Raw genomic sequence first — 14,504 nt, 5'->3', positions numbered from 1 at the left:
AAGATAAGGATGATATTTCGGCAAATCTCACAGAGCAGGTAAAAGCAGAGGAAAAGGCAGCGGAGGCTAAAAAAGCGGCGACTACGGTACGCAAAAGTGGTACGGCTGGAGTGAAAGCGAAGAAGTAGAACTAGTCCAGAGTTGGGAGCTCTTATGAGGTGCCAGGGATTGGGTGCTGGGCACTGGGTTTTTACACCTTGCTTTACAAGCAACTAACCGAGCGTGTAAGATACTGATTTTTAAGACTTTACAAGGTCAGTAAATGAAAGACGGGAATTTGGTCACTTTTGCAAACTTAATAATACTATACTGCTAACTATCGTCTCCCGACTCCCGACTCCCGACTACTAACTATCAACTAAAAACTATGAGTAATTTACCAGACGTTTCGATCAATTACCTCGATGGGCAACTCGGTGGGGCAGGCTTTAGCAACGACGGGGTGGCAGCCATGCTGCTTTCGGGCGTTGCCGTGCCCCTTTCCGGGGATGCAGGTTTTGACTTGGGGGTGGTCATTGGTCCCTTTTTCGGAATCAAAGATGTGCAGCAAAAAGGCATTACCGCCGAGTATGACACCAGCCATTCGCTGAAAGTATATGCCCACTGTGTAGATTTTTACCGTCAGGCGGGCGAAGGGGCAGAACTTTATTTGATGCTTGCCCCAAAAACGGTGACCATGGCAGAAATGTTGGACACGGCAGGCAATTATGCCCCCAATTTGCTTAACCAAAAGCAGGGCAACATCAAGCTGTTGGGGGTGGGCAGGGTGCCCGATGTGGCTTATACGGCAAGTCCCAGCGAAGAGTTAGACCCCGACGTGCTCGCAGCTTTGGCAAACGCCCAAATACTTATCAACGCTCAACAGACATTGCACCAACCCGTGCAGGTCATCATAGAAGGGCGCGACTTTCAGGGCAATGCTTCAGCGGTAAGTAATTTACGCACTCAAACCGCCAACCGGGTGTCAGTGTGTTTGGGTTGGCACGACGAGAGCTATGAAGGCAGTTGGTTGGGTTTGGTACTGGGTAAAGTAGCCGGGGTACCCGTGCAACGTAACATTGGGCGGGTAAAAGACGGTGATTTGGGCATTCAGCAGGCGTACATCGTGATGGCTGCCACCCCCAAAAAAACGGTAGAAGCCTACGGGCAGGGCAACCTCAACTTGTTGCACCAACGCGGCTATATTGTGCCCCGCAGTTTTGCCAACCGCGCAGGTTATTACCTCAACGGCGACCCGGTGGCCATTGCGCTCACCACCGACTACAACAGCATTGGCCGAGGCAGGGTTGCCGATAAGGTGGCACGTATTGCCTACAATGTGTATGTGCAGGAGCTATTGGACGATTTTCAACTGGAGCAAGGCAAACTACCTGTGGCAAAAGTAAAGGCCTTTGAGCAAGACATCAAAAAAGCCCTCGATTTGCAGATGACCAACAACGGGGAGGTGTCTTCGGTCACTCCTTTGATTGACCCCGACCAGGACGTGATTGCCACTGCCGAACTCAAAGTGAAAATTGACATTGAACCCGTAGGAATGGCGCAAAAAATCACCATTGATTTGGGGTTTGTTAATCCTGGGTAAAATATGGTTGGATGGTTTCGCTACGCTCTATGGTTCAATGGTTGGGCAAAGCCGTGCAATGCCAACCTTCCAAAAACGAACAATTTAAAGATTTAAAAAATGGCGAATAACTCCTCACAACTCCCCTTTGAGATAGGTTGGGAAGATGTAACCATCACCCTGTTTGGACGAATTGTAGATGGCTTTAGGGGCTTTAAATACAAGGTGTCAAAAAGCAAGGCCAACATCCACGGGCGGGGCAAAGACCCTATTGCCCGTGCCAAGGGAAAAAAAGAATACGAGGGCAGCATCAAGCTCTTATTTCGTGAAATAATTGCCCTGGAAAAAGCCGCTATACAAAATGGGGGCGCTGACCTCACCGACCTCGATCCTTTTGACATTACCTTGGTATATGCCGAGAATGGGCTGGTAGTTACCCATATATTGAACAATGTAGAAGTAACTGAGTATGAACTTACAATGGAGCAAGGCGATGACTTTATGGAGGTAGAACTGCCCATTAGTATTGGGAAAATTAGCAGGCAGTAGGTGGAGATAAGCAACCCGTGGTTTGGCAACAAGTACGGGTTTTCTTAAATTGAGAAAAAGTACTCTATACTATTAATAAAGTCACCCTATGCCTAAATTCGATCGCCAAAGCATCGAGGATGCTGAAAAAGCCTGTAAAATGTTTGTTCCAAATGAAGGTTCAAGACTTGCAACCCTGGCATTTTTAGCCCAATCTATTAGTTATGCCAACCACCTATCTCCTGAAAACTGGTGCATTAATCTTGATAAAGGTGGGAAACATATCCGGCTTAACGTAGGAAGTGTTTACTGTGTCAATGTTTATAAAGACAAGTCTACTATACTTTGTCTGAAAGAGTCGGTCAACCAAGCATTTGACACTATACCTTCAGACATTACATTTGAGGTACGTACTGTAAATAAAAAGTTTGTGACTGTAAATCATTTTGAGAATACCTTAAATTGTTTGCATGATGTATCAGACTCAGTTGGTTGTCATATCCCTCACGACAAAGCAAAAGAATACCTTCCTATCATCAAAAAAGCTAATCAGGATTTTATAGACAAGGCTATCCAAACCATTTTAACACCACGTATATCACAAGCCCATTCACCTGGCATTTTAGACTATTTGGATAGCTTAGGTTTATTTGTGTAGCAACCGCCCAGCTGATTTAGGCTGTCCCCCTTACGCACCTAACGAATTGTTTTTGGAATTGTATTGGTTCTCAAATATAGTGAGTACCTCAAAGCCTTTTTGAGTCATTTCTGCAATTTTACCACTACAGGGAAGCAGGATTTTTCGTGCTATCAACATTTACGCAATATGTACACTAAAATATTCCGCATTTCAGTGTAAAAATATTCCATCACACCTATATAGCTAATTATCAGATACTTAAAATAACAAAAAAAACACCTTTCGCTAAACACATACACAAAGTTATACTTGGACATTAAATCAAACACCTCACCTCCCCCAAATATCAGTTCAAGCACTTCAGGCAAAGCTTAAAAAAGTAGATTATTCAGCTAGTACCATACTATACAGCTGCACTACAATTTCACAAAACCCTTCATAAAAAACCGCCTTCTCTTCACTTATTTTTCCATAAAAAAAGTAATGAACGAGCAAGAGATAAAAACACCTAACACGCCCGAATTTTTCACCCACGGGGAGCAAAAGTACCGTACTACCCCACCTACTCTAGAAGAAGAAGCACAGTGGAAAACTACCTTTGGCGAAGTACTGGTGGCCAACGATGGCGAGGAACACAAACTTTGGTTGCGCCGCCCCGATTTGCCCATTATGCGGGTGGCCATTGCCCAGTTTCGCAAAGGCAAAACCACCATCGACTTTGAAGACTTGCTCTTTAAGAGCTGTTGGTTGGCGGGCAATGAAGCCTGGCTCATGAACGAAGATTTGTATGAGGCGGCATTGAACGAGTTTGAGCCCTGGGTAGAAATACCTGATGTGGAAACCCGTTTTTTGGCAGACGAAAACCTCTACGAACTTAAGGTGAAAGGCTTTGTGTGTAAGGTGGCAAAACCTAGCCGCAAGCAGCGTAAACAAGCCGAAAAACGCAACACCGCCAACAAACCTTTTGGCACCGAAATGCATTTGCTGGAAATGATCTGGAGGGAAGGTGACTTAAACGAGCTCCGCCAGGACGACTTTGCCTATATGGGTATGCTGGCCGCCATTCAGGAACTCAAAACCCAGAAAATAGTTGAGCTGGTAAAAAAGTAGCCGAGTACCGCATCAAAGGCGACAAAGTGGATATGGAACAATGGGAAGCCATCCACGAGGGCTTTTTGCGGTACTACTTTTCTTTGAGCAGTGCCGAGATAGATTCGCTTTCAGACGACGAGTTTGCCCGGCAAATTGCCCTGCTGGAATACATCCGCGACGAAGAACGCAAACAAACGGTGGTGAGTGGGTTAGTCGGGAGTCTATAGTCGGTAGCTTCTAAAGCGTCAAGTCCTTAGATGCCGATGAATATCGGTGCCATTAGCTTTTAGCCATTAGCTTGAGGCTGTGTTATAGGCAACTAACCAATTTTATAGCACGTTGATTTTTAACTATTTATAAAATTGGTGAATAGTAGGCAAGTGTTTCAAGTTTAAGATTACTTGTGACTTGCCGCTTGTTTCTTTAAGCTATAGAAACTCCCGACTACCAACTCCTAACTCCCGACTAAATGACCTACGACTTAAATCAATTGTACCAAAGAGCCTTCGGGCGTTTTATTGTCTACCCAGGACTGGCTAAGCCGGGCAAGCTGGTAGAAAGCTATACCCCTTCAGCGCTTTTGGGCAAGGGCAAAAAACAAAGCTTGTTGAGCACCCCCATTATGATGCCGCTCAAGCTGGATGACTATACTTTTCCCCTGGAACCACTCATTGAGGTAAGCACCTCTAAGTCTATTGTGATCAACCAAATGGTGAACGCCGAAACCAATGTGCTGGAGGATATGGGGCTGGACAATTTTAAGCTGACCATTCGGGGCTTTTTGGTAAGTGAGCAGCCAGGCAGTGCTCCCCTGGACGAGCTGCGTAAATTGATGAAACTGATAAAAAAACGGAGCAGCCTCAAGGTAAACAATGAACTCCTGAGCGCCTTTGGCATCCGGGAACTTGCCATCTTGTCGGCGCGCTTTGGCGACCCCGAAGGCGGCATTGAGTTTAAGCCCTACACCCTGGAATGTATCTCTGACGAAGCGGTGGAGTTGAGGCTTAACCAAGACAAAGCGGCTCCTTTTACTGATACCAGTCAGCTTCCCGAAGATTCAAGGTAAACCATACAAATAACTTTTATTTATGAGACACGCCAGTATCTTTAGTGGCATTGGTGGCTTCGATTTGGCCGCCCAAAGAATGGGCTGGGTCAATGTATTTACCGTCGAAAACAACCCCTTTTGCCAAACCATTCTTCGACACTACTGGCCAGACACTATTCACTATGAAGACATCAGACAAACCGACTTTACCCCCCACTACGGACAAATCGACCTCCTTACCGGAGGGTTTCCCTGCCAACCGTTTAGCCAGGCCGGAAAACGCAGAGGAGCTGCTGACGACCGTTATCTCTGGCCGGAAATGCTCAGAGCAATACGAGAAATCAGACCCACTTGGGTATTGGGTGAAAATGTTAATGGAATCACCTCGATGGTACTCCAGCCGCGTGTTACTCACTTGGAAAGCGGGGCCAATGCTGAGGGCGAAACAATACACCGAACAATGGAAGCCGAAGCCGTTATCCACCGAATATGTGAAGACTTCGAAGCCCTCGGCTATAGCGTCCAACCGATGGTTATTCCGGCTTGTGCTGTCGAAGCGCCCCACCAAAGAGACCGGGTCTGGTTTTTGGCCTACACCCACCGTAGTGCAGTACGATCATCCCGAAAGAGTAGCCCGCCTGAAGGCAATGGGAGCCAAAACCATGACAAGCCGAATGGCAGGCAAGCTACGCCCCAACAGTATACTCGACTATGCCATGTTTCATTCGCTTCTGCCTACCCCCACTACTCAGGAACCAGGCAGCCCTTGCCAGCTCACCCCCAACGGACGGCGCCAAAGCAAAGACGGCAAAAACAGCTACAGCCTGAATTTGGGCAGAATGGCAGCAATGAAACTGTTGCCTGTTGCCAACCTAAATGGAGATATACCTACCCCGCCCAAGACTACAGGTTCCGCCCCGATTGGCAAACTCAATCCCCGGTTTGTGGCGGAGATGATGGGTTTCCCGCCCATGTGGACGGAATTACCATTCCTCGCCTCCGAAACGAGTCGATCAAAGGCTACGGAAACGCGGTAGTGGTGCCACTGGTGGTGGAGATTTTTCGGGGGATTGAGGGGGTGGAAAGCACATTATAAACACACCCCATAAGCTGCCTGGATAGTGGATGGGGTGTTGGCATTTTGTCAACTTATTTACAAATCGTAAACTTTCAAAGCAGCACCATTTATACAAACCCAAATAAGGTCGTTCTCTTCTTTACAAAAAAAGCAAAACCTACGCCTGACATATTATGGTAGAAAAAGGCTTAAATTTTATGTCTCAATGAGTTATTTTTGAATCCTTAACCCTTTTTCCTTTCCACCAAAGAACTTCATCCTTGCCCAACTATAGCCAAGTGGCAAGATTTGCCCTTACATTTGTTTTTTTATTAAAAAAATGTCCGAATCACCCAGGTGATTTGGGTATATATATTAAGAAAGCCTGTTATGTTATTCGAGATGGTACCTGAAAGTTATGAGCTAGACCTTTTGCTGCCAAACAACTGGAAAATACAACAGCCATAAAAACAATACCTCATGGATGAGAGAAAACGTTTATTGAACAGTCCCAACCATACTTTTTTAAAAGTTACACACTGATAGCCAACAAGTTAAAGATCAATGAATTAACTCCTCAATAGCTATAAACAACTAATAATCAATATTTTACAGTAAGAGAAAGTCATTACATAAACCTTTTTTAAAACAGTGTTTTTTTATAAAGCTGATTATCAGTTTTTTTACAAAAAGTGAATTTAATATTTTTTTTAAAAAAAAGAATAAATGGTAGTCCAACACTTAATCGTGTATGCGCGTAAAATGCCTTTTTAGTGCTGAAAATGAGGTTCAAACCTGTATTCTAAGCAAAAACAAGGGCTGACTTTACCAAACTTCGGTCAAGCCAATGTTTGCTTTGATTATCAGCTAGTTACCTATTTTCTGTTTACCAAAGATGTAAAATGTAAAAATCAGGTAATTTCCATACACGGTTTAATGTGGGGCTACCGAATAAATACGATATTGTAAATATTTGATAGACAGTTAAATAACACCCGTTGAGAAGTTATTCAATGAAACAGTTTTATGAACGTTGCCAAAAAACTTAGGTATCGAACATTTCATGTTAGCTTAGTTGGTCGAAGAGCTGGTTTTAACATTATATCCTCAGCATATTGGCATAAAAATCTACCTTCATTTCATGCTGTGTTCCTCTGTTTTGTAAAATCTCTACCTTTTCTTGTGCCTCCTTCAAATCATAATCCTCCACAAGAAATAATAATTCACCTATTGCTTCCTTCGTTTTCTTATGATCTTTGATGAAATGCAGTAATTCATATTTTTTAGATAATACCACACATAGATTTTCTATATCGTCCAATGACCTATAGAAAAACTCAACTACTTGCAAATCTTGTAACAAGAGTTTGGCGTATTCAACATGTTCCAAGGATTTCAATATCACATCACGCGGGTTATTAAAAGCATAGAAACATAAAGTGTTCTCATAGGCGATAAAATCATACTTTATGGTAATGATATGAAACCTTGCAACAATACGAGCAAACAAATTATCTTGAGATTTAGCATCTTCTATCAGTTCACCAGATTGCTTTTCCCACTTTTGATCAGCGTTTAATATATCTTGAAGTATTTTTTCACGCTCCTTTGTAGTTAATTGAGTTGCCAATTGAGGGATGATAACTTTGGGTTTGTTCATCTCATAATCAGTATTCATCTTATGACCATCCCAAAGTAACATTTCACACCGAACAATCAGCTTGATATTATCATCCGCTTGTGGGTGATTTAACACCTTTTTTAATTCTGGAATAATCCTTTTATACTCAGTGTAGATATCAGTTCCCCTAACTTTAGTAATATTTTTAATTTTTTGGTATAAGCCAATCACACTATCCGATTCAAGTAGTTGAATTTGTGAATCGTAAGCATCCTTTGTCAAGAGACCAATTGTAAATCTAGTAGTCAAATGAAAATAAGTAAGATAACCAACAAGGTTTTCAGGCAACTTGTCCATGTGCTTTTTTGATTGCTTAAAGCAAGATAAAGCATCTACATTTTTACCTGTGTGGTAAAAAGCTGTTCCAACAATCAAATTGTAAACTGGGCTTTCTTCGCCCATGCCTCGACTTCCTTGTTTATGAAAAGCAAGGATGTCTTTCCATCTACCGTCATTCAGGAGAAAAAAACCACTTGTTTCTATTAGTTCCTGAATCTGTTTATCATCATAAACTTCATGGTTGCTATCAATAGCTACTTTATGACTTTGTGCAGTGTTTGAAACCGCATAAGCATTTAAGCTATCATTGATTTTTCTTTGTGCAAATCCTTTTGCAAAAACATGCTCATAAATCTCCTGTACTGCTGTTTCATCCAGTTCCCTCTTAAACCTTAGAGTATGGTGTTTCTGTTGTTGCCAGTCAGCACTTTTTTGCTCCAAATGGATGTAGAATGTATTGACGCTCTCGAATAAAAATTTATCCTGCTTCTTAAGGTACAATACATAGTAAGCTGAATTAGATTCATTGAGTAAATAATTGATATTCGATGCTTCTATAGGCCAGCTATAGCTGCCATCAATATTTTCAGTGACCGAATCTGTTGCCTTCAATTGTACTGCAAATCTAAAATTCGTGTGAATGTCATTTCTTTTTAATTCAATAAAGAGATCAATACCTTTATCTCTTTTGGTTACATCGCGTAACTCAAACAAAGTACCATCAAAAAGTGGCGCGAGTTTATTTCGGGATAAATCTTCTAATGTTTCGTGGCGGTTAGCCTTTGGCAAAGGAATTTTATCAAAAGAACTATAGTCCATTGGTTAGAATAAGTTTTGGTATATGTTAAAGTTATTTGTTATGATTTGCTTTGGTGTGTAGTACTCTTGTATACTTACTCCCAACACCTTCTTTGATTAATTTACCAAGCCTCCTGGTGTATAGGCTCAAATGATCCAAGCTTACAACACCAATAGGTATGTCACTATTTATAAGACATTAATTGCTGGTGATGATAATTCATTGATGAAAAATCTAATAACTTTCTACGCAACTTTTAAACTTATCGTAAAAATATTACATTTAAGTAAAATGTAAAAATAAACATCTGAATATCAAGATATGACTACACTAAAAGGAGTTGTTCGTTCATATGGTGCTGCGGTTCGCAGAATGGAAAGAGAACAGCAAAGACAAGCAAGAGAAGCAGCAAAAAGGTTTAAAGAGCAACAAAAACAAGAAGCAATTGCTGATGCAAAGCAAGCTGTAGAAGATTGGAAAAACTACATCAATATGCTGCAATCTGTCCATAAAAACTGTACTGATCATATTAATTGGGATGAAATTAAAAATATCCCAAAACCAATAGAACCTAACAAAATCACAAACAATGAAGATTCTGTACAGTATAAGTTAGACAAATACAAACCTTCATTTTTAGACAAGATTTTGGGTTCAAGTCAAAAGAAGGTTGGGAAACTAGAATCACTGCTAGAAAAAGCAAAGCAAACAGATATACAAGAATATAATACTGTTTTTGAGCAATATACTCAAGAATTGGATGGTTGGAATACACTCCAGAAAATGGCTCAAGGGGTCGATGATAAAAACCCAGAAGCATACAAAGATACCTTGGAGTATTTTGATCCATTTAGTGATATTGGAGAATTAGGAGGGCATTTATCTTTTTCTTTTGAAAGCTCCTATGTTGATATTGATCTACACATCAATTGTAAAGAAATAATACCTGATTACGAGCTGAAACAGACTTCAACAGGAAAGTTGTCAAGGAAAAATATGGCAAAATCCAAGTTTAATGAATTGTATCAAGATCATATATGTAGCGCGATTATAAGGGTTGCCAGAGAAACATTCGCCTATTTGCCAGTAGAATATGTCAGAGTTAATGCAATGACAAAACTATTAAATAGCAAGACAGGGCACTTAAAAGACGAAGCAATTCTATCTGTAATAATGCCACCAGAAACAATTGACTCTTTAAATCTTGAAACGATTGACCCTTCTGATAGTATGCAAAACTTTGTTCATAACATGAAATTTAAAAAAACCAATGGGTTTGGTGCAGTTGAAAAAGTAGAGTTAAACAAGTGAGGAGATTTGGTTATGTTACCTAAATGCTTATAATATTCTTATGCTTAAAACCATTTAATGTATCAATAGAAAAAACCTGTAGCTCTATGCTCTCCTGCTTTGGAAAAAGTCACTACTCAACAATTGGGTAATGACTTTTTTTTATTAAATGTATAGTGATTATTTTACTTCCTAAGACAAAGCACTGCCTTCATAGTTAAAAAACGATTGGTAATCAAAGTTTGTATCAGCACGATAAACCTTCAAATTCCAGTCAATAAGTAAAATTTCTTTATTGTATTCATGAAGCAAAAAAATGATTTTCGGGCAGACCAATAGGATATTTTATTTTTGCTTTCCACAGCATTTCATGAATCTCAAATAATATCTTAATTGCCCAAATATATTCTGGAAGTAAGCTCTTACCTTTCTTTCTAGTATCAAGTTCAATAGTAATAATACCCAATTTGCTTGTATACTTTTGTTCAACTTGAGTTAGAAAGTAATTTCTAAATAGCTTATAAAAATTTCCACGTTTATTAAACAAGTGTTTGTTTGTCTCTCTCAAAGATGAAATGCTTAACTTTTCTTCATGAAATCTAAATTTACCAATATTACCTAGTTCAAACAATTTAAGGTAAAAATTATCATTCATATACTTTATATGATTAGCAAATTGAATTTCATATGTTACAAAAAGGTCTCTGAATAAACCAATTGTAATTTCAAGTTCTTGTTCCTCTAACAAAATACCATATTTGGGTATAATTTCATCATACTCCGTGAATGTATATTTATACTCTTCCTTGTTTTTAGCTTCTCGTGAGGCTGCTGCCATAATTTTATCAAAAAATGAGATAAGCCTTACATGAATTTCTTTATGTTTTTCTGCATCATACCTTGGTTCGTTTGATGTTTTATCATTTGGATCAATTAATCTTATCCGTTGACTGTTTTGATAGTAATCAACTAATGTTTGGTCAAAATCATTAGGATTAAGATCATACCTTTGTTCAAGTTTTTGTATACTAATCATAACTGTACTTGTTTATATATTTAGCAATATATATATATTAGAAAAAAAACGTATATTTACTTGTATTGCTAATAATAAATTAGCAGTTCTATCTACGATCCTCTGCCTTACAATGAAATATACAATCAGTATAGTTTAGAGTTAATTATCAAATACTAAATCCTAATCAGATGAAAAATAGCCTAAAGCATCCAATGGTCTATGAGTATGATACTAATACCTGGACATTTGCTTTCCCTTCAATCATATTTGAGTCTAATGTTTTTGATGAGCTTTGGAATGCAATTGATTCATTAGATTATCAAGATAACCTGGCAGAAGAAAAACTCAGAAACATTATCAAAAAGTATCCTTATCACATAGATGCTTATAATCATTTAAGTCTAGCCTGTCAGAACCAGAATAAGAATGAGGAAAGTTTTTCGTACGCCCAAAAAGCATATAGCCTTGGTAAAGAGTGTTTTCCTAAAAATTTTAGTTTGACCAAAAACAATCTAAATTGGAGTGTTACAGACAATAGACCTTTTCTGAGGGCTTGTAAAATTCTAGGGCTTGAATACCAAGAAAGAGGGATGTACAAACAAGCACAAGAGTTATATAAAGAAATACTTCTATTGAATGAAAATGACCATCAAGATGTTAGATACTTGTATCTGGAATGTTTGTTTTTATCAAAGGAATACAATCAAGCACAAACATTTATTGAGAAGTACTATGATGAAACATCTGTTGAGTTTGTCTATGGTAAAATAATTATTTTAATTTTAAATAATCACCATAAGAGAGCACAAGAATTATTAGAACAAGCTACTAAGGTTAATCAATACTTACCAGAAATTATAAAGAATAACCCTTCCAAGAGAATACTAAGTGCTTTTAACAATTATAGTATTAGGTGTGGCTCAGTAGAAGAAGCACTTTATTACTTAAGTCGGAATAAGTTTTTATATGAAATTAAAAAGATCAAAAAGTTTTACAAAAGCTACAATAAAACAGAAGTTAACTGACAAGTGTAATTTAAACCTTAGTTAGATTAGCAAAGAAAAATTACTACGCAAAAATGTTGCGCACTTCATTTTTAACTTTCATCCAAAAATGGCAAACAACGAGAATACATCCAAAACCGAAAACACTAACTCCCAAGTTCCCTCTTCTGCTACCCAAGCTAAACTTATTGGTCAGGTAGACGCAATCATCAACACCTATGATCAACTTGATGTTAAATTTGAAGAGTTTGATCTATTTAGGGAAATTCGGGAAATTCTACCCAAAGACTATAATCTTTTCCCGACAGAAGTAGATGCTGAACAAGTCGCATTCGGTTTTGATGAAAAAAGCCTGCATACAAAGGAATTAAAGTTGGGTACTTACTTTGGTCCCTCCATACGAGTTATGGATGTTATTTGGCCATTACCAATACCAGAACTTATATCTCCTGATATGATTAACTATTGGCAGACTAGGGCAGAAATTGTCAAAAATCCAATTATGAAAGCCAGATACTTAGGTCTTTTATGGGATTTGCAAAAAAAAATTACTGGCAATAAGCCCTCGTACTTAATCCCTCAGAAATATGTAGAAGCATTGCTAGATGTAGTCTCAGGTAATTATCAAGATAGTTTCTTAATATTCATAAAGCTCAAAAGAGCACTAGAGGTATCTTCATCTGTTAACAATCAAGTCTTACTGAAAAAAACTAAAGCAAGTATTTTGAAGTACACACAACTAAATCACTCAGAAGAAAATATAATATTAGAATGGACTTTTGACTTACTTTTAGAGAACAAGAAGTTTGCGTCAAGATTATCAGATAGCGAAAAAGAAGGGCTCATTGATAAGATGGAAGCAAAACTTACTAAGCTTGTTTATGGTAGTAGTGGTAGTAGTCAAATACAAACTAATCCCAAAATCTTATCTATCAAGGAAGTTGCTACCCGATTGGCTCGCTATTATAAAGGTAAAGGGCAGAACCTTGCGGAAGCTCAAAGAGTGATTCTTTTGTTTGGAGAAGCTTTCTTAATTTATATGGTAGATGATACACCTCTTCAGCAATATGCACATCTTGATGAGATGCATAAATATTATGTCGATTATGGTTTACGGGAAAAAGAAAAAGAAATATTAGCTCTCATGCGTAATAAAGGACCAGAACTCAAAAAGAGTCTTCAAACAGTTAGTTTTGAGATAAATTTACCAATGGACGACGTAGAAGCTTACTTTGACAGCATGATTACTGGTAATTTGAAGGATGATTTTGTTAATTTTATTATCTCCTTTATTCCAGACAAAGCGGCTTTAACCTCCAGTCTCCATGAAAAAGCCCAATACAATCCTACCTCATTTTTTATGAGACAAATACCTATAGGGAGTAAAGGCCGAGTTGTAGGAGAACTTGGGGAGTTTGAAGAAGATTTTGACCAACATTTAATCAGACATACCAAAGAGTTTCTTAAACTGGGGCAGTTCTTTATCCGCCAAAATATTGAAAAATTGCTGGAAGCACCTGGGTTTGATTTACACTATGTGATGAATTACTTAAAGAAATGTGAATACATCGAGTCTAGTCGTTATCCCATCTTTCAAAGGGGGATAGAAGCTTATATGGCAGGTGATCTAGTAGTATTTCTTCACCTGATAATACCACAAATAGAAGAATTGATACGAAATCTGGTAGAAACATTTGATGGAAATGTAATGCAAAAAGCCAAAGGTAAAGGATATATGTTAAGGTCATTTGGATTGTTACTGGATGATGAAATTAGTCAGAAACACCTTGGAGACAATGAGACGTTTTATTTAAAAGTACTTTTTACAGAACAAATAGGGCTTAACCTAAGAAATGATATTTGTCACGGAATGTTAAATTCAAAGCATTTTAATCAGAGTTGTGCAGATTTGGTATTTCATGCGTTATTTTGCGTAGCAAGAAATTGTTCTGAATAATCAGTGAAACCTGAGGGCACCAAGTTTAAATATTACATTTGCAGCAACGAATCCTAAAAATAGCACTTTTCATAGTGTTAAAAATTCCTGCTACTAGATAAAGTTTGAACCATTACAACTTAACAACTCTGAACAAGTAAGTACTTTTGCTTAACTTGTTTATAAACTGATTTGAAATAGTTCAAAAAATATCTTGTAATCAGTAATTAAAAAGTAACACTTTTTCGTAATTAAGAGGTAACAGTTTTAGGAGTAATATGATCTATTACCTTAATGTAAAAAACTTGTTAATCAGTTATTTACTGAATATTTTTAATATAAATAGTTGTTATCTCTTGGTTACCGATCACAATATCTTAATTTGAAGCAGCCATCTACCCCTCCTGCACCATCATTGCCCCGTTGATCTTGCGGACAATCTCCTGCACAATCAAATCGGCCGACTGTTGCACCTCCTGACCTTTGGCGTCCAGGTTGTTGATGTTGTCTACATTCATCCCGATGATATTGCCAATGGTAATGTTGATGTTTACCTGTTTGCTGCCTCCGC

At 38.6% G+C, this 14,504-nt stretch carries 12 protein-coding genes; 10 read left to right on the top strand and 2 right to left on the bottom strand.

Annotation, left to right across the window (positions count from 1 at the left end; genetic code table 11):
• Positions 1 to 367 precede the first annotated feature (367 nt).
• From Q0954_RS29170 to dcm, 7 genes are all read left to right on the top strand, one after another.
• Positions 368 to 1,582 (top strand): DUF2586 family protein, encoded by a 1,215-nt coding sequence (locus Q0954_RS29170; RefSeq protein WP_299463814.1) that lies wholly within the window; start codon positions 368 to 370, stop codon positions 1,580 to 1,582.
• A 99-nt stretch (positions 1,583 to 1,681) separates the two neighbouring features.
• Positions 1,682 to 2,110 (top strand): hypothetical protein, encoded by a 429-nt coding sequence (locus Q0954_RS29165; RefSeq protein ID WP_299463812.1) that lies wholly within the window; start codon positions 1,682 to 1,684, stop codon positions 2,108 to 2,110.
• A gap of 88 nt (positions 2,111 to 2,198) precedes the next feature.
• Complete coding sequence (locus tag Q0954_RS29160) at positions 2,199 to 2,747, top strand: hypothetical protein (protein ID WP_299463809.1); 549 nt, start codon at positions 2,199 to 2,201, stop codon at positions 2,745 to 2,747.
• Between the two features lie 465 nt (positions 2,748 to 3,212).
• Positions 3,213 to 3,839: a hypothetical protein gene (locus Q0954_RS29155; RefSeq protein ID WP_299463806.1), complete on the top strand. Its 627-nt coding sequence runs from the start codon at positions 3,213 to 3,215 to the stop codon at positions 3,837 to 3,839.
• 32 nt (positions 3,840 to 3,871) lie between these two features.
• The gene (locus Q0954_RS29150) at positions 3,872 to 4,048 is read left to right on the top strand and encodes a hypothetical protein (protein WP_299463803.1); all 177 of its coding nucleotides are present in this window, start codon (positions 3,872 to 3,874) and stop codon (positions 4,046 to 4,048) included.
• Positions 4,049 to 4,290: 242 nt separating this feature from the next.
• Entirely contained in the window at positions 4,291 to 4,887 is a 597-nt protein-coding gene (locus Q0954_RS29145) for a DUF6046 domain-containing protein (protein WP_299463800.1), read from the top strand.
• A gap of 22 nt (positions 4,888 to 4,909) precedes the next feature.
• Positions 4,910 to 5,965 carry a DNA cytosine methyltransferase gene (dcm, locus tag Q0954_RS29140; protein ID WP_299463798.1) on the top strand — a complete coding sequence of 352 codons (1,056 nt, stop codon included), beginning with the start codon at positions 4,910 to 4,912 and terminating at the stop codon, positions 5,963 to 5,965.
• Positions 5,966 to 7,025: 1,060 nt separating this feature from the next.
• On the opposite strand, the gene Q0954_RS29135 is transcribed toward dcm, so the two are convergent.
• Positions 7,026 to 8,705 carry a DUF4365 domain-containing protein gene (locus Q0954_RS29135; RefSeq protein ID WP_299463795.1) on the bottom strand — a complete coding sequence of 560 codons (1,680 nt, stop codon included), beginning with the start codon at positions 8,703 to 8,705 and terminating at the stop codon, positions 7,026 to 7,028.
• A 301-nt stretch (positions 8,706 to 9,006) separates the two neighbouring features.
• On the opposite strand from Q0954_RS29135, the gene Q0954_RS29130 reads away from it, so the two are divergent.
• Positions 9,007 to 9,996: a hypothetical protein gene (locus Q0954_RS29130; RefSeq protein WP_299463792.1), complete on the top strand. Its 990-nt coding sequence runs from the start codon at positions 9,007 to 9,009 to the stop codon at positions 9,994 to 9,996.
• Between the two features lie 280 nt (positions 9,997 to 10,276).
• Here the strand turns inward: Q0954_RS29130 and Q0954_RS29125 are convergent, their stop codons facing one another.
• Entirely contained in the window at positions 10,277 to 11,011 is a 735-nt protein-coding gene (locus Q0954_RS29125; RefSeq protein WP_299463789.1) for a hypothetical protein, read from the bottom strand.
• Positions 11,012 to 11,181: 170 nt separating this feature from the next.
• Between Q0954_RS29125 and Q0954_RS29120 the strand changes: the two genes are divergently transcribed.
• Together Q0954_RS29120 and Q0954_RS29115 are read left to right on the top strand one after the other, a co-directional pair.
• Positions 11,182 to 12,018, top strand: coding sequence for a tetratricopeptide repeat protein (locus tag Q0954_RS29120; RefSeq protein WP_299463786.1), 837 nt, complete (start codon positions 11,182 to 11,184; stop codon positions 12,016 to 12,018).
• An 88-nt stretch (positions 12,019 to 12,106) separates the two neighbouring features.
• Positions 12,107 to 13,954: a DUF4209 domain-containing protein gene (locus tag Q0954_RS29115; protein ID WP_299463782.1), complete on the top strand. Its 1,848-nt coding sequence runs from the start codon at positions 12,107 to 12,109 to the stop codon at positions 13,952 to 13,954.
• The last annotated feature ends 550 nt before the right edge of the window (positions 13,955 to 14,504 follow it).

The sequence above is a fragment of the uncultured Microscilla sp. genome (genome assembly GCF_947493425.1).
Lineage (GTDB): Bacteria > Bacteroidota > Bacteroidia > Cytophagales > Microscillaceae > Microscilla.
The sequence above is the reverse complement of the archived record's forward strand: the minus strand, read 5'-3'. Positions and strand labels throughout refer to the sequence as shown.